This is a genomic window from Tardiphaga sp. 866_E4_N1_4 (assembly GCF_052076075.1).
Classification (GTDB): Bacteria; Pseudomonadota; Alphaproteobacteria; order Rhizobiales; family Xanthobacteraceae; genus Tardiphaga; species Tardiphaga robiniae.
Genome location: NZ_CP197242.1, coordinates 6,263,540 through 6,284,677, shown reverse-complemented (window position 1 = coordinate 6,284,677; position 21,138 = coordinate 6,263,540). Strand labels below are relative to the sequence as shown.

At 62.0% G+C, this 21,138-nt stretch carries 28 protein-coding genes and 1 riboswitch; of the genes, 19 read left to right on the top strand and 9 right to left on the bottom strand.

The window, feature by feature from the left end; all coding sequences use genetic code 11:
• Window position 1 precedes the first annotated feature (1 nt).
• Window positions 2–1,324, top strand: a complete 1,323-nt coding sequence (locus AB8B20_RS30195) for an ATP-binding protein (RefSeq protein WP_439070794.1) — start codon at window positions 2–4, stop codon at window positions 1,322–1,324.
• Between the two features lie 3 nt (window positions 1,325–1,327).
• Here the strand turns inward: AB8B20_RS30195 and AB8B20_RS30190 are convergent, their stop codons facing one another.
• Window positions 1,328–2,815, bottom strand: a complete 1,488-nt coding sequence (locus AB8B20_RS30190) for a hypothetical protein (protein WP_439070793.1) — start codon at window positions 2,813–2,815, stop codon at window positions 1,328–1,330.
• A gap of 218 nt (window positions 2,816–3,033) precedes the next feature.
• On the opposite strand from AB8B20_RS30190, the gene AB8B20_RS30185 reads away from it, so the two are divergent.
• From AB8B20_RS30185 to AB8B20_RS30145, 9 genes are all read left to right on the top strand, one after another.
• Complete coding sequence (locus AB8B20_RS30185; protein WP_439070792.1) at window positions 3,034–3,540, top strand: transglycosylase SLT domain-containing protein; 507 nt, start codon at window positions 3,034–3,036, stop codon at window positions 3,538–3,540.
• Window positions 3,541–3,628: 88 nt separating this feature from the next.
• Window positions 3,629–3,773, top strand: a riboswitch (TPP riboswitch).
• Window positions 3,761–4,798, top strand: coding sequence for an FAD-dependent oxidoreductase (locus tag AB8B20_RS30180; protein ID WP_439070791.1), 1,038 nt, complete (start codon window positions 3,761–3,763; stop codon window positions 4,796–4,798). It overlaps the preceding riboswitch by 13 nt.
• Entirely contained in the window at window positions 4,789–4,986 is a 198-nt protein-coding gene (thiS, locus tag AB8B20_RS30175; protein ID WP_068732274.1) for a sulfur carrier protein ThiS, read from the top strand. Before AB8B20_RS30180 ends, thiS begins: the two co-directional genes overlap by 10 nt.
• 6 nt (window positions 4,987–4,992) lie before the next feature.
• On the top strand, window positions 4,993–5,775 hold the full coding sequence (locus AB8B20_RS30170) for a thiazole synthase (RefSeq protein WP_439070790.1): 783 nt from the start codon (window positions 4,993–4,995) through the stop codon (window positions 5,773–5,775).
• Window positions 5,762–6,370: a thiamine phosphate synthase gene (locus tag AB8B20_RS30165; protein ID WP_439070789.1), complete on the top strand. Its 609-nt coding sequence runs from the start codon at window positions 5,762–5,764 to the stop codon at window positions 6,368–6,370. Before AB8B20_RS30170 ends, AB8B20_RS30165 begins: the two co-directional genes overlap by 14 nt.
• Window positions 6,371–6,401: 31 nt before the next feature.
• On the top strand, window positions 6,402–8,330 hold the full coding sequence (gene thiC, locus AB8B20_RS30160; protein WP_439070788.1) for a phosphomethylpyrimidine synthase ThiC: 1,929 nt from the start codon (window positions 6,402–6,404) through the stop codon (window positions 8,328–8,330).
• A 253-nt stretch (window positions 8,331–8,583) separates the two neighbouring features.
• Window positions 8,584–9,009, top strand: coding sequence for a YeeE/YedE family protein (locus AB8B20_RS30155; RefSeq protein ID WP_439070787.1), 426 nt, complete (start codon window positions 8,584–8,586; stop codon window positions 9,007–9,009).
• 4 nt (window positions 9,010–9,013) lie between these two features.
• Window positions 9,014–9,457 (top strand): DUF6691 family protein, encoded by a 444-nt coding sequence (locus AB8B20_RS30150; RefSeq protein ID WP_439070786.1) that lies wholly within the window; start codon window positions 9,014–9,016, stop codon window positions 9,455–9,457.
• 351 nt (window positions 9,458–9,808) lie between these two features.
• Entirely contained in the window at window positions 9,809–10,090 is a 282-nt protein-coding gene (locus AB8B20_RS30145; protein WP_439070785.1) for a helix-turn-helix domain-containing protein, read from the top strand.
• Window positions 10,091–10,099: 9 nt separating this feature from the next.
• On the opposite strand, the gene AB8B20_RS30140 is transcribed toward AB8B20_RS30145, so the two are convergent.
• Window positions 10,100–10,369, bottom strand: coding sequence for a hypothetical protein (locus AB8B20_RS30140; RefSeq protein ID WP_439070784.1), 270 nt, complete (start codon window positions 10,367–10,369; stop codon window positions 10,100–10,102).
• A gap of 219 nt (window positions 10,370–10,588) precedes the next feature.
• On the opposite strand from AB8B20_RS30140, the gene AB8B20_RS30135 reads away from it, so the two are divergent.
• Window positions 10,589–10,969 carry a RidA family protein gene (locus tag AB8B20_RS30135; protein ID WP_439070783.1) on the top strand — a complete coding sequence of 127 codons (381 nt, stop codon included), beginning with the start codon at window positions 10,589–10,591 and terminating at the stop codon, window positions 10,967–10,969.
• A gap of 6 nt (window positions 10,970–10,975) precedes the next feature.
• Here the strand turns inward: AB8B20_RS30135 and AB8B20_RS30130 are convergent, their stop codons facing one another.
• Window positions 10,976–11,479, bottom strand: a complete 504-nt coding sequence (locus AB8B20_RS30130) for a DUF2380 domain-containing protein (RefSeq protein WP_439070782.1) — start codon at window positions 11,477–11,479, stop codon at window positions 10,976–10,978.
• 196 nt (window positions 11,480–11,675) lie between these two features.
• Here AB8B20_RS30130 and AB8B20_RS30125 point away from each other — a divergent pair, with 196 nt between their 5' ends.
• On the top strand, window positions 11,676–12,281 hold the full coding sequence (locus AB8B20_RS30125; protein ID WP_439070781.1) for a collagen-like protein: 606 nt from the start codon (window positions 11,676–11,678) through the stop codon (window positions 12,279–12,281).
• A gap of 52 nt (window positions 12,282–12,333) precedes the next feature.
• On the opposite strand, the gene AB8B20_RS30120 is transcribed toward AB8B20_RS30125, so the two are convergent.
• A complete protein-coding gene (locus AB8B20_RS30120; protein ID WP_439072980.1) occupies window positions 12,334–13,398 on the bottom strand; it encodes an alpha/beta fold hydrolase in 1,065 nt (354 codons plus the stop codon).
• A 252-nt stretch (window positions 13,399–13,650) separates the two neighbouring features.
• Here AB8B20_RS30120 and AB8B20_RS30115 point away from each other — a divergent pair, with 252 nt between their 5' ends.
• The 5 genes from AB8B20_RS30115 (at window position 13,651) to AB8B20_RS30095 (ending at window position 16,126) form a co-directional block, all read left to right on the top strand.
• Window positions 13,651–14,004: a hypothetical protein gene (locus tag AB8B20_RS30115; protein ID WP_439070780.1), complete on the top strand. Its 354-nt coding sequence runs from the start codon at window positions 13,651–13,653 to the stop codon at window positions 14,002–14,004.
• Window positions 14,005–14,151: 147 nt separating this feature from the next.
• Window positions 14,152–14,397 carry a DUF2188 domain-containing protein gene (locus AB8B20_RS30110; RefSeq protein WP_068732250.1) on the top strand — a complete coding sequence of 82 codons (246 nt, stop codon included), beginning with the start codon at window positions 14,152–14,154 and terminating at the stop codon, window positions 14,395–14,397.
• 12 nt (window positions 14,398–14,409) lie between these two features.
• On the top strand, window positions 14,410–14,571 hold the full coding sequence (locus AB8B20_RS30105) for a hypothetical protein (RefSeq protein ID WP_439070779.1): 162 nt from the start codon (window positions 14,410–14,412) through the stop codon (window positions 14,569–14,571).
• Window positions 14,572–14,786: 215 nt separating this feature from the next.
• Window positions 14,787–15,392, top strand: coding sequence for an MSMEG_1061 family FMN-dependent PPOX-type flavoprotein (locus AB8B20_RS30100; RefSeq protein WP_439070778.1), 606 nt, complete (start codon window positions 14,787–14,789; stop codon window positions 15,390–15,392).
• Window positions 15,393–15,481: 89 nt separating this feature from the next.
• Window positions 15,482–16,126, top strand: coding sequence for a hypothetical protein (locus AB8B20_RS30095; RefSeq protein WP_439070777.1), 645 nt, complete (start codon window positions 15,482–15,484; stop codon window positions 16,124–16,126).
• Here the strand turns inward: AB8B20_RS30095 and bfr are convergent.
• Together bfr and AB8B20_RS30085 are read right to left on the bottom strand one after the other, a co-directional pair.
• Window positions 16,123–16,608: a bacterioferritin gene (bfr, locus tag AB8B20_RS30090; protein ID WP_068732242.1), complete on the bottom strand. Its 486-nt coding sequence runs from the start codon at window positions 16,606–16,608 to the stop codon at window positions 16,123–16,125. The two genes, AB8B20_RS30095 and bfr, sit on opposite strands and share 4 nt — an antisense overlap.
• 150 nt (window positions 16,609–16,758) lie before the next feature.
• Window positions 16,759–17,046 (bottom strand): (2Fe-2S)-binding protein, encoded by a 288-nt coding sequence (locus AB8B20_RS30085; RefSeq protein ID WP_439070776.1) that lies wholly within the window; start codon window positions 17,044–17,046, stop codon window positions 16,759–16,761.
• A 377-nt stretch (window positions 17,047–17,423) separates the two neighbouring features.
• Between AB8B20_RS30085 and AB8B20_RS30080 the strand changes: the two genes are divergently transcribed.
• Window positions 17,424–17,735, top strand: a complete 312-nt coding sequence (locus AB8B20_RS30080) for a hypothetical protein (RefSeq protein ID WP_068732237.1) — start codon at window positions 17,424–17,426, stop codon at window positions 17,733–17,735.
• Window positions 17,736–17,980: 245 nt separating this feature from the next.
• Window positions 17,981–18,271, top strand: coding sequence for a hypothetical protein (locus tag AB8B20_RS30075; RefSeq protein WP_439070775.1), 291 nt, complete (start codon window positions 17,981–17,983; stop codon window positions 18,269–18,271).
• A 112-nt stretch (window positions 18,272–18,383) separates the two neighbouring features.
• Here the strand turns inward: AB8B20_RS30075 and AB8B20_RS30070 are convergent, their stop codons facing one another.
• The 3 genes from AB8B20_RS30070 to tam form a co-directional block, all read right to left on the bottom strand.
• The gene (locus tag AB8B20_RS30070) at window positions 18,384–19,619 is read right to left on the bottom strand and encodes a lytic murein transglycosylase (protein ID WP_439070774.1); all 1,236 of its coding nucleotides are present in this window, start codon (window positions 19,617–19,619) and stop codon (window positions 18,384–18,386) included.
• 14 nt (window positions 19,620–19,633) lie between these two features.
• A complete protein-coding gene (locus tag AB8B20_RS30065) occupies window positions 19,634–20,260 on the bottom strand; it encodes a TIGR00645 family protein (RefSeq protein ID WP_439070773.1) in 627 nt (208 codons plus the stop codon).
• Between the two features lie 106 nt (window positions 20,261–20,366).
• Window positions 20,367–21,137, bottom strand: coding sequence for a trans-aconitate 2-methyltransferase (gene tam / locus AB8B20_RS30060; RefSeq protein WP_089267385.1), 771 nt, complete (start codon window positions 21,135–21,137; stop codon window positions 20,367–20,369).
• Window position 21,138 lies beyond the last annotated feature (1 nt).

The following is a 21,138-nucleotide window of genomic DNA, read 5'->3' as shown; positions in this document are numbered from 1 at the left end:
GATGTTCAGCGTCCTCAATCTGCGCCGGATCAGCGGCCAGATCACCGCCCTGGTGGTGATGTCGATCGTGGCTATCCACATCGTTCTCTCGCTGCTGTTCACGCTGATGAGACCGGACCCGAATGATCAGGAGCGGGATCGTGGCCACGGCGAGTTGATCGCGATTGTTCGCTTGCTGAAGGCGACACCGATCGCCGATCGCCCGGAACTTCTGGTCAATCTGAAAAACGCCTTTCCCAAATTCGACATCCGGCCAGTCCCTCGGGATGCAACGGTCACAACCGACAATGGCCCCGACTATCCGCGTCACAGCTTACGCCGGCTGCTTGGTTCCGACGCGCGACTGCTGACGATCGGTGGCGCGCCGGACCGGATCGGGGTCACCCTCCCGGACGGCGACATGTTCTCCTTCAGTAGTCTGCCGGAGCGACGACCAGGCTTCTTTCTAGGCGGTCCCTGGGTTCTGACGTTTCTGTTCGTCGTGATCAGCCTGACGCTGCTGGGCCTGTGGGCGGCCCGCATGCTGTCCGCGCCGCTTTCGGCCTTTGCCAAAGCAGCCGAAGAGTTCAGCCTGAACGGCTCGGCCGAGCCTCTTCCGGAACGCGGTCCCGAAGAAATTCGCTCGGTCGCACGCGCACTGAACCGGATGCGCGAGCGCATCGGCACGCTGATTGACGACCGCACCAAGATGCTGGCCGCGATCAGCCACGACCTGCGCACGCCAATTACCCGTCTTCGTCTCCGTTCGGAATTCATCGAGGACGACGGCCATCGACGCCACATGCTGCGCGACCTCGACCAGATGCGCTCGATGCTCGAAGCGGTGCTGTCGTTCCTGCGCAACGACCGCCGGCTGGAAGAGATGACGCTGACGGATATCGCCACAACCCTGCAGCTGATCGCCGACCAGTTTGCCGATATCGGCCATATGGTGACCTATCAGGGCCCGTCCCATGCGATGGCGATGGCCCGGCCCGACGATCTGCATCGCGCAGTGACCAACCTGGTCGAGAACGCCGTGAAGTTCGGCTCGGAAGCGAATATCTCTCTGACGATGTCCGAGGGCGGCGCCATCATCGACGTCGCCGATGACGGTCCTGGCATTTCGGACACACAAAAGAGCGCGATGCTGCAGCCCTTCGTACGCGGCGACGACGCCCGCAACATGGATCATGAAGCTGCCGGCTTCGGCCTCGGCCTGTCGATCGCCCGCGCCGTAACGCTGGCCCATGGCGGCGAATTGACACTGCTGGATCGTCAGCCGCGGGGCCTGATCGTCCGCATCACGCTGCCGGCACGCGATACGGACAGGGCCGCAGCGTAGCGCTCAGTTCGCCTTCACCGCTGGCACAACGCTGTGGACCGCACCCGGCTTGCGCAGATGGATCGTAGCGATGTCGTCACTATAGACCTTCTCCCAACCATCGACGCGATCGAGCAACTTGGTTGCTGCGCTCTGGGTTCGCAGCAACGTCGCCTCGATGTCGTAATCCTTCAGCAGCCGGAACAGGTTGTCGGGCTCGATCAGACCGCTGGCATTGTTGTGGTCGACCATCAGCTTCGTCCCGAACAATTCGGTACGGCCGTCGATGAAGGTCGGCACCCCTCGCGCGATCAGATAGCCGCCGAAGTCGTAGTCGTTGAACACGCGGCGGAGCTTGAGCTTCTGGAGTTCAGTCACCGCCTTTGCGGGCGCAGCCGCCTCGAGCGGCATGTAGCGCTGCACGGACGCCAACACGAATGTCCCGGCGATCAGGCAGATCGTAATCCCCGCGAACAACAAGCCGCGCTGCGGCGATACATGATTGGCTTCTGGCGTCTGAGGTCCACCGATTTGTCGACCAAGCGGCGTCGTCAAGACCATCGGCGCCAGCAGCGCCAGCACTTCGGCGTTGCGCACGTGACTGAGCGCCATGAACACGAAGCCGATCACGAGCACGATGCGCATCGGCGGCAGCGTGATGCCGCGCCACAGCGCCAGCGCGAACGCTGCCAGCACGGTCAGTTCCAGAGGCCCGGCCTGATTGAAATTCGCAGGCCGCCATTCGCCGATCAGCGTCAGCGCTTCACCGAGATTGAGAATGCGACGCGACGCCAGCAGCGAGTCCCAGCCATAAGGCGTCACGCAACTTGCTGCCAACGCGGCAATGCCGAACAGCGCCCAGCGCAGCAGCAGCGCGCGCTGCATCGTCTTCGGTGCATGCCAGATCGCATCGATGCCGATCGGACCGATCAGCGCCAATCCGAGAATGAAGCCGCCGTGCAGGTTGGCCCAAAGCGCCATCAGCGGCAGCAGCCAGAAGGATGGCACACTCCTGCGATCCATCGCATTCACAAGGCCGGCGACCCAGGCCACCATCACCGGCATCGCCAGCAGATGCGGCCGCGCAACAACATGCCCTGCCATCAGCGCCAGTGCCGTCGCGACGAAAATGATCGTCACCGTGGCCGGCAGGCGCTTATCGAGAAAGCGCGCCAACAGCGCCATTGTCACGGCCATCGCAGCGACAGCAAGCACCACCACGCCGCTCCAGCCAGCGCCGGCATAGGCGACCGCGTAGAGGACCTGCGACAACCATTGGGTCGAGATCCATGGCTGGCCGTACATCGTGAACGAGTAGATATCGGTCGTCGGCACCGCATGGTGATCGAGAATCCACTGCCCGACTGCGATCTGCCAATACGCATCCGGATCTCTCAGGAGGGCGTTGCCCGCCGCGAGCCACAGCGTATAGACCGCAATCCCCGCCCAGAGCGGGAGTAGCCCGTGCATCGTTTTGCGCGTTACGACGGGATGGGTGGCGGACATCGTCATGCTCGGCATGCCCCTGGAAAGTCGCAAGAAAAGCGCTGGAATACCGCAGCAAATCACGACAGGGCATAATTTGGGGTAAATATCGGGCGGAACTCGCGAATCTGGCCTACAGAAAGACGCAATTCGAGCCCTCATCTCGGATAATTGAATCGGATGGTTTAGGCCGTCTGAAAGGCTGCCTCCGCTATTGGCGAAGAACGAAGTTTTCGAGACCATTCATGAAACGCATTTCTCTGTCCCTGGCGACGCTTCTGGCTGTTGCCGCCCTTCCGCAACTGGCATCCGCGCAGCAGCGTGCTGACTACGACGCCATGGTTGCCACCCATGCCCAGGCCAATGGCGTGCCCGAGGCGCTGGTGCATCGTGTGATCGTGCGCGAAAGCAAGTATCACCCCAATCTGATCGGCCGCGGCGGCACCATCGGCCTGATGCAGATCAAGCTCGCGACCGCGCGCGGCGTTGGCTACACCGGCACCGCCGAAGGCCTCCGCGATCCCAACACCAATCTCACTTACGCGGTGAAATATCTCGCCGGCGCCTACCGCGCCGCGAACGGAAATCACAACCGCGCGGTGTCGTATTATGCCGGCGGCTACTACTATGCCGCCAAGCGCCAGCGCCGCGAGGTTTCCGCGCCGCCGCATCAGCCACTCTTCGCCAAGGATGCGGAGCGCCTGCACCTGCAGAACACGGCCAATGCCAACGCCCAGGCCCCGAAGCAGTAATTGTGCGTGGTCGGGTGGAATCCCAAGGGATTACACTTCAAGGGATTCCCGGGGCGCGTTGACACGCCCATCCATAGGTTTACATTAGAGTCGTTCCGAGGGGGGCTCCGACGAGGAGCTGAGATACCGCAAGCTTGCACTTTTCCTGTTCCGGAAGAGACGCGCGAGACCGCGGTGACCCTTTGAACCTGATCCGGGTCATGCCGGCGAAGGGACAGGGATGTTTCAGACTACGCAATCTCCGCGCGGAGACTCTCCCGTGGCGGGTCAATCGATATCAGTCATTGGCGCTGGCATCGCCGGCGCTTGGCAGGCGTTGATGCTGGCCAAGGCTGGTCACGCCGTAACGCTGCATGAGCGCAGTGACGCGAATATGCGCGACGCCACCAGCCATTGGGCCGGCGGCATGCTGGCGCCTTGGTGCGAGGCCGAAGTCTCCGAGCCCGTCGTCTCCCGCCTGGGCTTGCGCGCACTTGATCTGTGGCGCGAGGAACTCCCCGACACACCGTTCAATGGCTCGCTGGTCGTTGCGCATGCGCGCGACCGCGCCGATTTCGAGCGCTTCGCGAAAATGACCTCCGGCCATACGCGGCTCGATGCGGCTGGCGTCGCCGAGATCGAGCCCTCGCTCGAAGGCCGGTTTCGCGACGGGCTGTTCTATCCCGGCGAAGGTCATGTGGAGCCGCGCCGCGTGCTCCCGCAACTCCATGCGCGGATCACCGCCGCCGGCGGCATCATCAAATACAACAGCGAGCAGCAGCCGAAAGACCTCGACGGTCTGGTGATCGATTGCCGCGGGCTTGCGGCACGTGATGATGCGAACACGCCGAAGCTGCGCGGCGTCAAAGGCGAAATCATCATCGTCGAGACCGACGAGGTGCAGCTCTCGCGCCCCGTCCGCCTGATGCATCCGCGCTGGCCGCTTTACGTGATCCCGCGCGCCGACAACCGCTTCATGCTCGGCGCGACGTCCATCGAAGGCGAGGACACCGGCGTCAGCGTGCGCTCTGCTCTCGAACTGCTCGGCGCTGCCTATGCGGTGCATCCGGCCTTTGCCGAAGCGCGCATCCTTGAATTCGGTTCGGGCCTGCGCCCGGCTTTCCCTGATAACCTGCCGCGCATTGCGATCGACAAGAAAACGATTGCGGTGAACGGCCTCTATCGCCACGGCTTCCTGCTGGCGCCTGCGCTGGCGGAGCTGACGCTCGCTTATGTGCAGCGTGGCGAGATCGACAATGAGGTGATGCAATGCAAGTGATCGTCAATGGCGAGCATCGAGAGATCGAGGCGTCGCATGTCGGCGCACTGCTGCAGGAACTGGACTACGAGGGCACGCATTGCGCCATTGCGCTGAATTTCGACGTCGTGCCACGCAGCGCCTGGGCGCAGACGCCACTGAAGGCAGGCGACGAAATTGAGATCATCACGCCAAGGCAGGGAGGCTGATTCCTGATGGTGAGTTTCTACGGCAAGGAATTCAAATCACGTTTGCTGATCGGCAGCGCGCTCTATCCGTCGCCTGCGATCATGCAGGACGCGATCCGCGCCTCCGGCGCCGGCATCGTCACGGTTTCGCTGCGGCGCGAGTCCGCCGGCGGCAAGACAGGCGATGCGTTCTGGTCGCTGATCCGCGAACTCGACGTCACCGTGCTGCCCAACACTGCGGGCTGCCGCAGCGTGCGCGAGGCGGTGACGACCGCAAAGCTCGCGCGCGAACTGTTCGGCACAAACTGGATCAAGCTCGAAGTGATCGCCGACAATGACACACTGCAGCCCGATGTGGTCGGCCTTGTCGAAGCCGCCGATATCCTGATCAAGGACGGCTTCGAGGTGTTCCCCTATTGCACCGAGGACTTGAGCGTCGCGATGCGTCTGGTGGATGCCGGCTGCAAGGTGGTGATGCCATGGGCGGCGCCCATCGGCTCGGCGCGCGGCATCATCAATGCCGACGCGTTGAAACTGATGCGCGACCGCCTGCCCGATATCACCCTGGTGGTCGATGCCGGCCTGGGCGCGCCGTCACACGCCGCCGAAGCCCTCGAACTCGGCTACGACGCCGTGCTGCTCAACACCGCCGTCGCCAAGGCGGCCGATCCCATCGCCATGGCCAATGCCTTCCGCCTCGCCGTCGAGGCCGGCCGCACCGGCTTCGAGGCGGGCCTGATGGGCGCGCGCGACTTCGCTTCTCCTTCCACTCCAGTCATCGGGACACCGTTCTGGCATGCCGTATCCTGACCGTTTCTATCCCGTCGTCGACACCATCGCCTGGGTGAAGCGCCTCACGCAGCTGGGCGTCGGCACCGTGCAGCTTCGCGCCAAGGATCTCGACGACGCAGCTGCGACGACACTGTTTCGCGAGGCGCTGGCTGTCACCAACGGCACGAAGACGAAGCTTGTGGTCAACGACTACTGGCGCGTCGCCATCGACCTCAAGGCGCAGCATCTGCATCTCGGCCAGGAAGATCTGGCCGAGGCCGATGTTGCCGCGATCCGCAAGGCCGGCATCACACTGGGCCTCTCCACCCATGACGAGGAAGAACTTGAAACCGCATTACGCGCGAAGCCGGATTACGTCGCGCTCGGGCCGATCTTTTTCACGACGCTGAAATCCATGCGCTTCGCGCCGCAGGGCATTCCGAAAATCTCGGTCTGGAAGAAGCGCATCGGCACCCTGCCGCTGGTCGCGATCGGCGGCATCAAGTTCGAACAGGCCGAAGAGATCTTTGCCGCCGGCGCAGATTCCATTGCCGTCGTCAGCGACGTTACCCAACACGCAGACCCTGACGCCCGCGTCCATCAATGGCTTGGCGCATCCGCCAAAGCCGCCTGACATTTCAAGAACGACAACGGAGGATTAGTCCATGAACATCCGCTCCAATCCCGACACCACCCTGCCCGCCGTCACCACCGGCAACCTGCCCTCGTCGCGCAAGATCTACGCGATCCCGGAGAGCGCACCCGACCTTCGCGTGCCGCTGCGTGAGATCATCCTGAGCGAAGGCGCCGGCGAGCCGAACCTCCCCGTGTATGACACGTCCGGTCCCTATACCGATCCGAACGTGCTGATCGACGTCAACAACGGCCTGTCCCGCGCGCGTCTCGATTGGGTCAAGGAGCGCGGCGGCGTCGAAGAATATCAGGGCCGCGAGATCAAGCCGGAAGACAACGGCAATGTCGGCGCAGCCCATGCCGCAAAGTCCTTCAAGGCCTATCACAAGCCGCTGCGCGGCGTCGGCGATCACATGATCACCCAGTATGAATTCGCCCGCGCCGGCGTCATCACCAAGGAAATGATCTACGTCGCCGAGCGCGAAAACCTCGGCCGCAAGGTCCAGCTCGAGCGCGCCGAGGCCGCCCGTGCCGATGGCGAGAGCTTCGGCGCCGAAGTGCCGCTGTTCGTCACGCCGGAATTCGTCCGCTCGGAAATCGCGCGCGGCCGCGCGATCATCCCCTGCAACATCAATCACGCCGAACTCGAGCCGATGATCATCGGCCGCAACTTCCTCACCAAGATCAACGCCAATATCGGCAACTCGGCCGTGACCTCGTCGGTAGAGGAAGAGGTCGACAAGATGGTGTGGGCGATCCGCTGGGGCGCCGACACCGTGATGGACCTCTCGACGGGCCGCAACATCCACACCACCCGCGAATGGATCCTGCGTAATGCGCCGATTCCGATCGGCACCGTGCCCATCTATCAAGCGCTGGAGAAGTGCGACGGCGATCCGGTCAAGCTGACCTGGGAGCTCTACAAGGACACGCTGATCGAGCAGTGCGAACAGGGCGTGGACTATTTCACCATCCATGCCGGCGTGCGGCTTGCTTACATCCACCTCACCGCCAACCGCGTTACCGGCATCGTCTCGCGCGGCGGCTCGATCATGGCCAAGTGGTGCCTGGCGCATCACAAGGAAAGCTTCCTCTACACCCACTTCGATGAGATCTGCGATCTCATGCGCAAATATGACGTGTCGTTCTCGCTCGGCGACGGTCTACGTCCCGGCTCGATTGCGGATGCCAATGACCGCGCACAATTCGCCGAATTGGAGACGCTCGGTGAGCTCACCAAGGTGGCATGGGCGAAGGGCTGCCAGGTGATGATCGAAGGCCCCGGCCATGTGCCGCTGCACAAGATCAAGATCAACATGGACAAGCAGCTCAAGGAATGCGGCGAAGCGCCGTTCTACACCCTCGGGCCTTTGACCACCGATATCGCGCCGGGCTACGACCACATCACCTCGGGCATCGGCGCCGCCATGATCGGCTGGTTCGGCTGTTCGATGCTTTGCTACGTGACGCCGAAGGAACATCTCGGCCTGCCCAACCGCGACGACGTCAAGGTCGGCGTCATCACCTACAAGATCGCAGCGCATGCCTCGGATCTCGCCAAGGGCCATCCCGCCGCGCAGCTCCGCGACGACGCGCTGTCACGTGCGCGCTTCGACTTCCGCTGGCAGGACCAGTTCAACCTCGGCCTCGATCCGGAAACCGCCGTCGCCTATCACGACGAGACGTTGCCCAAGGACGCCCACAAGGTCGCGCATTTCTGCTCGATGTGCGGACCGAAATTCTGCTCGATGAAGATCACGCAGGACGTGCGCGACTATGCAGCGACCCTCGGCGACAACGAGAAGGCCGCGCTGAACCTCGGCGGCACGGCGACGATGGGCATGTCCATGAGTGGCGTGATCGAGGACGGCATGGCCAGCATGAGCCAGAAGTTCAAGGACATGGGCGAGCAGGTCTATGTCCAGGCGGAAGCTGTGAAGGAGAGTAACAAGGCGTTGTAAGCGCATCCCCCGCTTGCATCATCATGCCAGGGCTTGGCCCGGCATCCATCGCGCCAAAAAAGGCCGGGCATTTGCCCGGCCTTTTCTCGTATCCAAACGCTGCAAAACCGGCCCGGTTCAAGCGCGGCGTATCCCTGCTTTTCGCAATTGACACCGGCGCGCTCCGCATTTTGTTTCACGCCGATGCAGAACAATCGCGCACTATGATAACGTCCATCACTGAACGACGACACCGTCGGTGGAGGCCACAACCATGCATCACCTAACGCCTCTCTCTGGAATCGTCGGCGGCGCGCTGATCGGGCTCGCGGCCTCCATGCTGATGCTGCTGACCGGACGCATCGCCGGGATCAGCGGCATTTTCGGGGGGCTACTCCAGCCCGGTGCCGGCGATCGCAGCTGGCGCATCGCCTTCGTCGCCGGACTTCTGGCAGCGCCCCTGCTCGCTTCGCTTTCGGGCACACCATTGCCAGCACCAGCGATGCCGGCGAGCCTGATCCTCATCGTTATCGCCGGGCTTCTGGTCGGTTTCGGCAGCCGCATGGGCGGCGGCTGCACATCCGGCCATGGCGTATGCGGTATCGCACGCTTGTCAGCACGTTCAATTGTCGCCACAGCGATCTTCATGGCCGCAGCGATCGCCACGGTCGCCGTCGTGCGTCACGGTATCGGAGGCTGATGCAATGCTACTTGTTTTCATCAGCTTTGCTTGCGGCCTCGTGTTCGGCATCGGTCTCCTGGTCTCGGGCATGACGGACACCGGGAAAGTGCTCGGCTTCCTCGATATCTTCGGGGCCTGGGACGCGACGCTGGCTTTCGTGATGGCCGGCGCAGTCGCGGTCACCGGTCTTGGCTTCGCACTGGCGCGGCGGCGCGGCACACCTGTCCTTGCCGCAACGAACCTGTGGCCGACACGCAGGGACGTCGACACGCCGCTCGTTATCGGGGCCACGCTGTTCGGGATCGGCTGGGGTCTCGTGGGGCTCTGTCCGGGCCCCGCGCTGGTCAACCTCGCGGGGCTAGGCCTTCCCGTGATTGTGTTCGTCGTCGCAATGGCGCTGGGCATGCTCGGTCACGACGCATGGAGCACACGTCGCACGCTCATGCGACAGATCGAGAAAGCGTAGATTGGATAACGGCCTGAGCCAATCGTAACCTTGAAGCGACCAATGCCAGGACCCGCGGCATGGCGCCATGTGCGGCGATCACTGGCTGCGCTCGCGCCACTCCCTATCCTCGCCGACATCACAAGGCATGCCCGCCCTGTGCGCTTATCGACATGCCGGGTTCCAAGGCGTCAGGGGCGGACAAAGCGACTTTCTTTGTTGCAAAGATCTGGCGTTACATCCAAAGGTACCCATTGATTAACCTTTCATTAACCAATCGCGCCCAACCTGCCGCGACGCAACGGCTGGGGGCTGTTCGTTCTCGATGTTGTTGCTTCGCGCAACGAAGCAGGCGTTGATCGGGAGATACCCATGATCCAGGAATCCCTTTACGAGTCCCTTGGTCGCCCGCGTGACGATTCGCCGGTTGAAACGGACACGTTTGCGCTCTCGTCAGATCCCAGCGAGGTCGTGACGATGCTGATCGGCGCGACCGTTCATGAGGTGGAACGCGAACTGATGTTGCAGACGCTGGCGCGCTGCGACGGCAACCGCACCCATGCCGCCCGCGTACTTGGCGTCTCCGTCCGCACCATGCGTAACAAGATCAAACAGTATTCAGCGGATGGGGCTGACGTGCCGGCGCACGGCTAGCGCGCGGCGCTATTGCTGAAGCGCGCTGGCATCCAGCACCCATGTGGAGCCCAGCAGCCGGCCTTCGGTCTGCATCTCGACATCGACCAGATGCGCCTTCGGCTCAAAGCCGCGAATTCTGACAGTAAGCGGCCTGGTGAATTGCCATGCCGCGCGCGCCTGCAGCAGGCCATCCTGATACGACGCCAGAGTTTTTGAATCGCCGGCTTTCTTCAGTGCCTGCCATCGCGCCAGCTGCGCGCGATCCTCGAACCAGATCGAATCCGGTTTTACCTGCATGGACGCCCCTAGGCGTAACTCGCCGGCGTGCGTTGCGCTCGTGAGGGCCAACAAAGTCAGCAGCGCCAGATATGATTTCATATGTCGTTGCCCGTTGCCCTGATGAGAGCGTAAGTCGCCGCGGATCCCGTTCCGGTTCGACAAGGCTTGGCAATTCGCGGGCGCACCTTGCGTAGACCTGCTACGCTGCCTCGTCACACATGAGCGCGGGGCCTGATCATGCCCATCCAGCACTTCCCGCCCCCTCCCGGAATCAAGGCGCCGCCGCTGTCCTATGCGGCGCGGGTCGGCGATCTCCTGTTCGTCTCCGGCATTCCCGGCTTCGACGCTGATGGCCAGTTGCCGGAACAATTCGAGGCGCAGTTCGGATTTGTGGAGCGCACGATCAAACGGGTGCTGAAGGATGCCGGCACCGACATCTCGCACCTCGTCAAGGTCAACGTTCTGCTGACGCGCGCGTCCGACGTGGCTCCGATGAATGCGCTGTATGCCGAAGCCTTCGGACCACCGCCGTATCCGGCGCGCACCACTTGCGTGGTTCAGGCGCTGCCCAATCCGGCGATGCTGATCGAGATCGAGTGTGTGGCTTCGCTACCGTGAGGGCACTCATCGGCCGGCCATCGCATCCTTCACCGTCTCGCTGACGAAATCGGCGGCGCGGCGGAACGCGGTGTCGGTATCGCCGCGGAAGGTGACGGCGCGACGCATCACCAGCTGCTCGCGCTCGACATCGAACAACTGCACCTCGCCCCATTGCACCAGCGTGCTCATCTTGCGGATGCCGCCATAGACCAGATAACGCGCGCCGTCGCGCCGCGCTGCGGCGACGAGATCGTCGGGCGCCATGCTGACGGCAGTGCAGGCGGGCTGCGGGCAGGCCGGACGCACCACGCGATAGTCGCGCTGCGCCAGCCCGTCGCGCAGCAGTGCAGCGAAGATGGTCATGCGGTCGCGATGCTGTGCGGATTGGTCGGCCTCCTCGCCGGAGGTGTCGCTATAGTCGAAATCGGCCACCGCGACGGCGAGCTGTCCGGCAGCCGCGGCTGGCGACGGTGCTCCCAGCAGCGCTACCGCGCCGCACAGCAACCGCAGAACCTGCCCTCTCCGCATGTTCTCCTCCCTGATTTTCTGTTCGCCGCCACGCCAAACTGCGCGGGTGCCAGCAGGTCAAGCGACAGCCGATGCTAGTCCGCATGAGGTGAAGCGCAACCGGCAATGTCTGTGGTGCCATGGCAGCAGCGGCGAATTGAAGCCGTCATCCATCCCCTGTTAAAAGTGGCCGGACAGAATCAATACGGAGTGAGGCGTGGCAAAAGATACGATCAGCCAAACCGGATTACGCGGCCCCCGCGGCGAACCGGGGCTTCCCGGCCCGCAAGGCCATCCCGGACGGCCGGGGCCGGAAGGCGCGCAGGGCAAGCCGGGCTTGGCCGGCAAAGCCGGCGCCAATGGCAAGCCGGGGCCGCAGGGCAAGCGCGGTGTAGCAGGCCCTCAGGGCAAGGCTGGCGTCAATGGTAAGGCTGGCGCCGACGGCAAGCCCGGTCCGATCGGACCACAGGGCAAGGCTGGGCCGCAGGGACCACGGGGTGAACAGGGCCTTCAGGGCAAGCCCGGCGTGCAGGGTGAAACCGGGCCGCGCGGCGAACAGGGTCCTCCCGGCACGCTGCCGACCCTCGAGCAGATCATGCCGTGGCTGCACATGGTGTTCGATGCCTGGGAAGACCACCGCCAGATGCGCGAACGCGAAGCGCAGGAGCGCGAGGAAGCCCTGCGGCTTGAGCAGCAGCAGGAAGTCGTCGAGCGTGTCGCTGCGCTGATCGAAGCCGACACCACAGCAGCCGACGAGCCGGCTGACGACAATGACGGCGAGAAGAAAAAGAAGAAGCGCAAACACAAGAACAAGGACGACTGACGCATCGTCCCCCAAAGCGGCACGGACATGGCCCGTGCCGTCCTGCCCTCGCCTACATGGTCCGCTGCGGCGCGGTCTGCAGCAACTCCTGCAATTGCTGTTTGTAGAATTTCGCACCGCCCGTGGTGAGATGACCACGTGTCTCGGTGCTCGCCGGTATCAGCAGCATCTTCGCATGTTTGATCCGCTTCAGCGCGGCATCCATCAACCCGGTCTCCGGCGGATTGCGCTCGTCATCGGCAGCGTTGATCGCGAGCACAACGGATGTGATCTTCTCCAGGCCGGCTGATGGATTGTAGTCGCGCGACGATTCCCACTGATAGACGAAATCATTCGCATCGGCGACAAACGGCGCCTTGAGCCGGTCATCGACATTCTTGTCGGCGGCCTCGCCGGTCGGCGCCAGCATCTGATAGGCCAGCGTCCCGCCGGCTGTTGCGATGCCATACATCACGCTGGCAAATTTGATCATGCCAGGCTGCGATGTGTAGTTGCCTCCCTTGTAATCCGGATCGGCACGCACGGTCTCGATCATCATGCGCCGCATCATCCAGTTTCGTGCGCTCATTTCCGTAGGCTGCGACGCCATCGGCACCAAGGTATCCATCATATCAGGATATTTCGTGCCCCAGATCCACGCATGCATGCCGCCCATAGAATTGCCGATCACCATCCGCACATGCTTGACGCCGAGCCCTTCGATCAGCAGCCGGTGCTGGGCATCGACCATATCGTCGTAATTGTACTTCGGAAATGCAGTCTTCATGCCGTCAGAGGGTTTTGACGATTTGCCGTGGCCGAGCGCATCTGGAATGATGATGTAGTATTTTGCGGCATCGAGCGGCTGGCCCGCGCCGAATAACTCGCCCGCAAAAGCAGGCGTCAATATGCTCTGCGCCGAACCGCCGGTGCCATGCAGCATCAGCACAGGCTGGCCGCTCGGCTCACCCACCGTCGTGTAATGCAGCTTCAACTCCGGCATCACATGGCCAGTATGAAACTTGAAATCCTTCGCTATCCAGTCGCCCTGCTTTGGCGCCGGATAATCAGCGGCGAACGCGGTCACGGCAGCAAGCGAAGCGCATGTCACGACAGCAGCAGCGTACAACTCGCGCATAGAACGGCTGGGCATCGTCATCCTCCCCGGTGCAGCCATTTGATCGGGCCGCTTGACGCAGATGCTAGCATGGTACCGTGGGCCAGCAGACCAACAGATCGATACTGCAGCGCAGCGATCCCCAGCTCGTCGCGCCGGGTATAATCTTTGGGCAGGCGTCGCCGCCATAGCTCGGGCTTAATCATCGCAAGAATCCGAGTCGTCCCGTGCGGCACCCGGCGTCCGCGCGTGATGCAACACCGTGAGGTTCGCATGCGGGGATTGATTCAAGTGGTGCTGCTGGCAGCGGTTACCGGGATGGCGACGACTGCTCACGCCATCGATCGCGGCCAGTTCAGCGATGTGCCCGACGATATCCGGAACTGGTTCAAAAGCGTCATCAGCCCTAATGGCGTGCCGTGTTGCGATATCTCCGACGGCCATCGCACCGAATATGACGTCCGCAACGGCGCCTATTGGGTGCCGATCGAAGGCATATGGACGGAGGTGCCGAGGCGCGCCGTGATCCGCGATCGCGGCAACCCCGTTGGCGAAGCCGTCGTCTGGTATGTGCGCCATCGCGGCGAGATCATCATCAGCTGTTTCGTTCCGGCTGACGCCGCATGATGACGATCACGAAACGGTGCCAGGGTGCGGCTTGCAATCCACAGGCAATCGGGCCCAATTTGAGGCTAATTCTGCGCGCGGCGCGTTAGGTCACTCTGGCCCCGCCGTCACCTCGCCGCGGGCGCTACAGGGTAAAGAGAGACCGATATGACGGAAGTGACCTATGTGATCGTCGAGCATGATGGCGGTTGGGCCTATAAGGTTGGCGCCGTCTTCTCCGAGCCGTATGCGACGCACGCACTCGCCACCGCAGCCGCCAAGCGCGCCGCGGCCGAGCAGAGGGTGCCGGGACGCACCGAGGTGATTGCCTATGAGGACGAAAAAGGGCAGTGGCACGAGGAAACGGCCTCGGGCAGTGATCGTCCCAACACCCACATCATCGACAAGGCCTGATCGCGAAGACAGGTGAATGATCCAACTGACGTCAACGCGTCCATGGCGCCGGCATTGACGTATCTCGCCATGCCGGAGAAGTTGTTGCTCGTCACGCCCGCCTGGGTGCCCTTCGCGCGCGAACTCATCATCGCCGCGGCGTCATTGAAATCGCCGCATCGCTTGCACTTGTGACACGCACACGGTTGCGTTGGTGGGCCGGCGTCATCAATTGGCCCGGGCCACACAACGGCGCCACAGGCTCATAGCGAACGGCCAAATCGGCAAACAACATTCGTTAGCGAGTCACGTGGTGACTCCGGCGTCGGTTGCGGTGCTATCTGCGCGACTTTTCCGCAAGGCGCCACCATGCTAGTTTTGCACCATCAAATTGCATCGGGAGAGCAGACGTGACCGACGTCGCAGCAGACGAACTCCGCACCATTTATCCAACGCCGCATCCGCGCGTGATCGCCAAGGCGCGACCGACGCTCGACATGCATTCCAGCAAATTCATCTCGCTGTCGCCGTTCTGCGTGCTTGCCTCATCGGGTCCCGACGGCACCGTCGATGCATCGCCGCGCGGTGGCGGCGTCGGCTTCGTGCGGATCGCCTCGCCGACCGAATTGCAGATGCCGGACCGTCCCGGCAACAACCGCATCGATACGTTCCAGAATCTGATGGCGGGCAGCGGCCATGTGCAGCTGATCTTCTTCGTTCCGGGCATCGACGACACCTTGCGTGTCAGTGGCGTCGCCAGGCTGATTAAAGATCCGGAACTGATGGCGTCGATGGAAGAGTTCGGCAAGCTCCCGCGCGCGGTGTTGAGCATCACCGTGACCGAAGCCTATTTCCATTGCGGCAAGGCCCTGATGCGCTCGAAGCTGTGGTCGCCGGAGGTGCAGGTGAAGCGCTCGGTGATGCCGAGCATCTCCGAAATGGTTCACGATCAGACCAAACTCGGTGAACCGATGACTCAGGAAGAGATCGACGTCGCCTATCGCCAGCAGTTGTAGCTCGTCGACCTCGTCCGGATCCAAAAGGAGCTCCGGCAGCCGCGGCCATCCACGCACAACTTCTATTTGAAATTATCACTTAAGGTTGTATGTTCGCGACGCTTGGAGAGAGCGTTGTGCGTGGCGTTGCGTTGATCCAGTTGATGACGGTCGCGGGCCTCATCCTAGGCGGCTGCGTGCGTGATCCATTCGTGACGAAACGGGACGAAACCTATGCGGGCGAATGGTTGATCCCGCACCAGATCGACCGCATTACCGGGGCCGAACTACCGAGCGCCTATGTCTTTGCCGAAGCCTCAAACAGCAATGTGGATTTTCCACGCGTCTCGTCATTGCTGCTGACATGCATCGATGGCGCGCCTTTGATCCGCTTCGCCTTTGATTTCAAGATCGGCAGCAACCGCAACACGGTGCTGGGCTATCGTTTCGATGGAAAACCTGGTCACGCGACGACGTCGGCTCGCGGGTGGTCCGGGGAAATCAGATCATCGTCAACGAAGACAGGGCAGAGATCGCGACCTTCGTCAGCGAGCTTGCCGGTGCGAAGACGTTGTATGTCCGGATCAGGTCGATCAATGGGGGCCGAACGGCCGTCGAATATCCGCTGGAGGGATCGACTGCGGCGATCCGCGCGGCATTCTCGAAATGCGATATGCCTAAACCGCCCCTGCCAGAACAGGGGCGGACGACATTGTCCGACGTCTATTGAGCCGCCGCAAACGATCCAGGCTTAGAACTCGCTCTCAAGGCCACCCATGTGCTTCTGGGTGTAGAGATCGATGCCGATCCGCTCGATCAGATCGAGCTGGGTTTCGAGGAAGTCGATGTGACCTTCCTCGTCCTTCATCAGCTTTTCGAACAGATCGCGCGAGACATAATCCTTGACGCCGTGGCAGTAGGTGGCGGCTTCTTCATAAAGCGTGCGGGCGCCGATTTCGGCGGCTAGATCGCATTCGATGATTTCCTTGACCGTCTGGCCGATGCGCAACGGATCGAGAACCTGCATATTCGGGAAGCCGTCCAGGAAGAGAATGCGATCGGTAAAACGATCCGCGTGATTCATCTCTTCAATGGATTCCTTGCGCCACATCTTGGCCATGTCGACCAAGCCCCAGTGATTCAGGAGCCGGAAGTGCAGCCAATACTGGCTGATCGCGGTGAGCTCACTGCGCAGGCCCTTGTTGAGGAATTCGATGACCTTCGGGTCGCCCTTCATGATGTTCTCCTGTCTGCTGAACCCGTCCGAAACAGGCCCTCGTCTGAATTTAGAATGTTTCTAAATCAGATTCACCGACAGGACAACCCTTCTTTGCTCAATTCGGCAAAGGGCGTGGAAAAGCTGGAAAGCTGTTGGATTTATAAGAACTTACGCTGCCGCTTCGATCGAGGCAATATCTGCCAGTTCGATATGCGCATGAGCCTCGGTGTGAGACTGCCCGTGGGCCGCCGTATGCGGGCAGCCGGCACAGCAGGACTTGGCACAGGCGCCCAGCGCTTCGTCCATGATCTTCTTGATCGTCCGTACGCACCGTCCGCACTGGGCGCTGCAGCCGAGGCATCCATAGACCTGCCCCGGCGTACGCGGCGGACGCGCTCCGGCAACGGCACTACGGACATCATGGTCGGAAAAGACGTTGCAGGAACAAACGATCATGAGATGAAGGCGAACTCGCAGGTCAGGACCCCTCTTGGATATGTAAGAGACAGACCCGATGCAAAAGGAAAACGCCGACTTTGAAGCTATTCCAAACTACTGATCGCATGGAAGAAATTGGAACGAATCTAAAATTCGTCTGAGCGCTCGCAAGCGCCATGATCGGAAGACGGCTAGCCGACAGATGCCCCTATCCAGTAACCGCCTGCAGCGCGGCATACCCTTGGGAGGGTCGGACCCCCGTCCGGAATGGCTTTAATATCAAGATGTAACCTGGATCGCGCGGTCCCGTTCATTGATCATTCAAGTGAAGTATGAAACTTTTCGCGTCAGGCAGCGCTATGTGTGAGCGAAGCCCGATTGAGAAAGGGAATGCCATGAAGAAAACTCTGATGGCCATTGCCGCCGTTGCCACCCTGGCCGTTTCCGCCATGGCTCCTACATCGGCAAGCGCGCAGCACTGGCGTGGACATGGCGGCGGTGGCGCGGTGGCTGCAGGTCTGATTGGCGGCGCCCTGCTTGGCGGCGCGATCGCTGCGGGCTCGGGATATTATGGTCCCGGCTACGGCTATTACGGCCGTCCTGCCTATGTGGCCGGCCCCGGCTATTACGGCGACTGTTTCTGGCAACGTCAGCGTTTCTGGGACGGCTATGGCTGGCGCATTCGCCGCGTCCGCGTGTGCGGCTGAGATCGCGGGATCATGCGATCTCTGAGATCACTCTGATCTCCTGTCACGCATCGGAAACCTACGACATTTCCAGTGCGTGATGCTTGCAATGGCCCGAAAAAACCGCTTTTTCGGATCACTGACTGGCTAACGTTTACATCGAATTGACGGTTGGGCGCTTCTAAGTGAGGCCGTCAGTTCGAATCGCAGCGTGAGTAGACCTTTAACCGTGCGTCGCTTGCGGCGCCCTTCTGGAGAGACTTGAGATGAAGAAGACGATTTCCGCCTTGCTCGCCGCCGCGACGGTTGCCGGTTCGCTGGTTGCTGTTGCGCCGGCCGCAAAGGCCGACGGTGGCCGCATCGCCGCTGGCGTTGCCGGTGGCCTGATCGGTGGCGCTCTCCTCGGTGGCGCCATTGCAGCCAGCCGTCCGGCTCCGGCCTATGGCTACGCCCCCGCTCCGGTTTATGTCGAACCGGAATGCCGTGTCGTTCGCCAGCGCGTCTGGGACGAATATCGCGGCGTCTGGCGTTCGCGCCCAGTCGAAGTTTGCGATTGATCTGAACTAACCGTCGCGCAGCACTGCGCGGCGATCCACATTCAAAACCCGGCCGCTCGCGCGGCCGGGTTTTTCGTTGAGTGATCAGATTTCGGGCGGCTTCGATCTCGAACTATCGCGCGTTCATCGCGCGCAACACCGTCTCGCTGGGCCAGCAATCGACCTTGAGACCCGCGGACTTCTGATAGGCGCCGAGCGCGGCGCGCGTCTTCATGCCGGCCTTACCGTCCATCTTGTCGGCATAGAGACCAAGCTTCGTCAGGTGCCGCTGCATGGCCTCGACATCGGTGCTGCGCAACTGGTTCGATGCCGACCACGGCGTTGCAAAGGGCTGCGCATTGGCCATTCGATCACTGAGATGGCCGACGAACAGAACATAGAGATCGGAGAAATTGTATTCCTTGATGACGAAATAGTTCTTCGTCGTCAGGAAGGCCGGGCCGTAGACACCCTCCGGCTGCAGCAGCGATGCCGGCTGCGCCTGCTCCGCCGCGCTGAGCTTCTCGCCACGGACCGGAATGAAGCCGGCACGAATCCACTCCCCAATCGGCCGGGTGACTTCTGGAACACCCATCGTACAGTCGGCATTGGCCGGCGCACGCACTTCATAGGCCCAGCGCAGACCGCGCTGCCAACCCTTGTTAGTGAGTTGCTGCGCCGCGGATGCCAGCGCATCCGGCACCGACTTCCAGATATCGATTCGGCCGTCGCCGTCGAAATCGACGCCGTGCTTATCCAGTTCCGACGGCAGGAATTGCGTGAGCCCCGTGGCGCCGCCCCAGGACACGCGCAGCTCCTTGCGCGATACGTCGCCGCGCTCGATCAGTTTCAATGCCGCGATGAACTCGCCGCGATACTGGTCCTTGCGGCGACCGACATAGGCTTGCGTCGCCAGCACGCGAATGCCGTCATAGGGCAACGCATACCGACCGTAATCGGTCTCGCGCCCCCAGATCGCCAGAATGATTGTCGCCGGCACGCCGAAGCGCTGCTCGATGGCAGCCAGTGTCGCGCGGTGCTTCTGCAACAGCCGCTGCCCCTCACCCGCCAGCCGGATGACACTGGCCTCCTTCACATAATCCGCAGGCACCTGCACGAATTCCGCTTGCGACGGCGCACCAGTCGTAGGACGGCCGGGCAGAATGAGATCCGGCAGCTTGTAGTCCGGCTCCAGCCCGCGTGTGGCCTCATCGAAAGTCTTGCGCGAGACGCCGGCTTGTTGGGCTTCCGGCCAGAGCGAAGCAATGAAGGTGGTGAAGCCGGCGTCAGGTGCAGCAAGCAACGGAACCGGCCCGATTATCAGGCACAGGACGACGACGACTGAGAGCAGTCGCAGTGTCGTCCACATGCCCGGCTTCAATTTCAATGCGCGTGGCCTCCATGGCCCTGCTTGCCGTGACCGTTTTCTGGCGAATGCGGAACAACTCCGTTCGAGAGCTTGTCCACATAGGCGATGCCAACGGCCGAGAGAATGAACACGATATGGATGATGGTCTGCCACATCACGCCGGTCTCGGTGTAGTTCGTCGTGCGCGCGGTGGTGCTACCGAGATTGCCGGCCTCGATGAAGGTGCGCAGCAGATGGATCGACGAGATGCCGATGATCGCCATCGCCAGCTTGATCTTCAGTACGCTGGCATTGACGTGGCTAAGCCATTCCGGCTCATCCGGGTGACCGTTCAGATTGAGCCGCGACACGAAGGTCTCGTAGCCACCGACAATCACCATCACCAGCAGGTTGGAAATCATCACAACGTCGATCAGACCCAGCACGACCAGCATGATCTGCTGTTCGCTGAAGTCGAACGAGTGTGCGATGAGGTGCCAGAGCTCCTTGAGGAACAGCACGACATAGACGCACTGCGCCACGATCAGGCCGATATAGAGCGGCAGCTGCAGCCAGCGCGAGCCAAAGATCAGCGCCGGAATCGGTCGCATCGCCCCGCCTTTTCCTCTGGGCGGCAGGGGCGTTTCGGGCGTCATGGACATGGGGGCTCGCTATGGGTCGAATCGGAATGCAATGGAAGTGCCGATCTTATAACGGCGCGTTCTGGACGCGATGATGTCGTGAATGCGCGGCAACTGGCCGCATCAGCTATTTGACAGCGACAATGAAGATCCGCGGAAATTTCAGCAAAACCTTGCCATCCGCCTGCGGCAAATAGCTGGCGGCGATGCGCGCGGTATACTCAGCGATGTAAGCCTTGCGCTCCGGCGGCTCCAGCGGATCGACGAACGGACGCAGCCCGGTGCCCTTCACCCATTCCACGATCGCGGCGGCATCGGCCAACGCATGATTGTAGACGGTGTGCCAGATCTCAACGCGGGAACACAGCGGCTGCAGCGCATCGTAATAGGCCCCGGGTTTCGGCAATGAGTCACGCAGCTCCGCAGCCTTCGAGAGCTGCGCGCGCCACGGCTCGAGATAGGCGACCTCGCGCATCAGGATGTGCGAGGGCTCGTCGAGATTGTCCGGCATTTGCACGGCCAGCACGCCGCCGTCAGGCAAGGCACCGACCAGACGCTTCAGCTGCTTGATGTGATCCGGCACCCACTGAAACACGGCATTGGCAAACAAGACATCGGAGCCGGCCGGCGCTACCCAATGGGCGATGTTGGCTTCGATGAACGTCTGCGCGGGCAGACGTTCCCGCGCCTGCCGCAGCATATCGGCCGACGTATCGACACCGATGACCGACGCTTGTGGCCAGCGATTGACCAGAAGTTCCGTCGAGTTGCCAGGCCCGCAGCCGATGTCGACGACCTTGCGGGCATCGAGAAGCGGAATCTGCGCGAGCAGATCCCGTGCCGGCCTGGTTCGCTCGTCCTCGAACTTCAGATACTGCTGCGCGCTCCAGTCGGCCATT

Bases quoted from the DNA above. Each gene is read 5' to 3' on its own strand.
- AB8B20_RS30195 (WP_439070794.1), top strand. From the start codon at position 2: ATGTTCAGCGTCCTCAATCTGCGCCGGATCAGCGGCCAGATCACCGCC.
- AB8B20_RS30190 (WP_439070793.1), bottom strand. From the start codon at position 2,815: ATGACGATGTCCGCCACCCATCCCGTCGTAACGCGCAAAACGATGCAC.
- AB8B20_RS30185 (WP_439070792.1), top strand. From the start codon at position 3,034: ATGAAACGCATTTCTCTGTCCCTGGCGACGCTTCTGGCTGTTGCCGCC.
- AB8B20_RS30180 (WP_439070791.1), top strand. From the start codon at position 3,761: ATGTTTCAGACTACGCAATCTCCGCGCGGAGACTCTCCCGTGGCGGGT.
- thiS (WP_068732274.1), top strand. From the start codon at position 4,789: ATGCAAGTGATCGTCAATGGCGAGCATCGAGAGATCGAGGCGTCGCAT.
- AB8B20_RS30170 (WP_439070790.1), top strand. From the start codon at position 4,993: ATGGTGAGTTTCTACGGCAAGGAATTCAAATCACGTTTGCTGATCGGC.
- AB8B20_RS30165 (WP_439070789.1), top strand. From the start codon at position 5,762: ATGCCGTATCCTGACCGTTTCTATCCCGTCGTCGACACCATCGCCTGG.
- thiC (WP_439070788.1), top strand. From the start codon at position 6,402: ATGAACATCCGCTCCAATCCCGACACCACCCTGCCCGCCGTCACCACC.
- AB8B20_RS30155 (WP_439070787.1), top strand. From the start codon at position 8,584: ATGCATCACCTAACGCCTCTCTCTGGAATCGTCGGCGGCGCGCTGATC.
- AB8B20_RS30150 (WP_439070786.1), top strand. From the start codon at position 9,014: ATGCTACTTGTTTTCATCAGCTTTGCTTGCGGCCTCGTGTTCGGCATC.
- AB8B20_RS30145 (WP_439070785.1), top strand. From the start codon at position 9,809: ATGATCCAGGAATCCCTTTACGAGTCCCTTGGTCGCCCGCGTGACGAT.
- AB8B20_RS30140 (WP_439070784.1), bottom strand. From the start codon at position 10,369: ATGCAGGTAAAACCGGATTCGATCTGGTTCGAGGATCGCGCGCAGCTG.
- AB8B20_RS30135 (WP_439070783.1), top strand. From the start codon at position 10,589: ATGCCCATCCAGCACTTCCCGCCCCCTCCCGGAATCAAGGCGCCGCCG.
- AB8B20_RS30130 (WP_439070782.1), bottom strand. From the start codon at position 11,479: ATGCGGAGAGGGCAGGTTCTGCGGTTGCTGTGCGGCGCGGTAGCGCTG.
- AB8B20_RS30120 (WP_439072980.1), bottom strand. From the start codon at position 13,398: ATGCGCGAGTTGTACGCTGCTGCTGTCGTGACATGCGCTTCGCTTGCT.
- AB8B20_RS30115 (WP_439070780.1), top strand. From the start codon at position 13,651: ATGCGGGGATTGATTCAAGTGGTGCTGCTGGCAGCGGTTACCGGGATG.
- AB8B20_RS30110 (WP_068732250.1), top strand. From the start codon at position 14,152: ATGACGGAAGTGACCTATGTGATCGTCGAGCATGATGGCGGTTGGGCC.
- AB8B20_RS30095 (WP_439070777.1), top strand. From the start codon at position 15,482: ATGTTCGCGACGCTTGGAGAGAGCGTTGTGCGTGGCGTTGCGTTGATC.
- bfr (WP_068732242.1), bottom strand. From the start codon at position 16,608: ATGAAGGGCGACCCGAAGGTCATCGAATTCCTCAACAAGGGCCTGCGC.
- AB8B20_RS30085 (WP_439070776.1), bottom strand. From the start codon at position 17,046: ATGATCGTTTGTTCCTGCAACGTCTTTTCCGACCATGATGTCCGTAGT.
- AB8B20_RS30080 (WP_068732237.1), top strand. From the start codon at position 17,424: ATGAAGAAAACTCTGATGGCCATTGCCGCCGTTGCCACCCTGGCCGTT.
- AB8B20_RS30075 (WP_439070775.1), top strand. From the start codon at position 17,981: ATGAAGAAGACGATTTCCGCCTTGCTCGCCGCCGCGACGGTTGCCGGT.
- AB8B20_RS30070 (WP_439070774.1), bottom strand. From the start codon at position 19,619: ATGTGGACGACACTGCGACTGCTCTCAGTCGTCGTCGTCCTGTGCCTG.
- AB8B20_RS30065 (WP_439070773.1), bottom strand. From the start codon at position 20,260: ATGTCCATGACGCCCGAAACGCCCCTGCCGCCCAGAGGAAAAGGCGGG.
- tam (WP_089267385.1), bottom strand. From the start codon at position 21,137: ATGGCCGACTGGAGCGCGCAGCAGTATCTGAAGTTCGAGGACGAGCGA.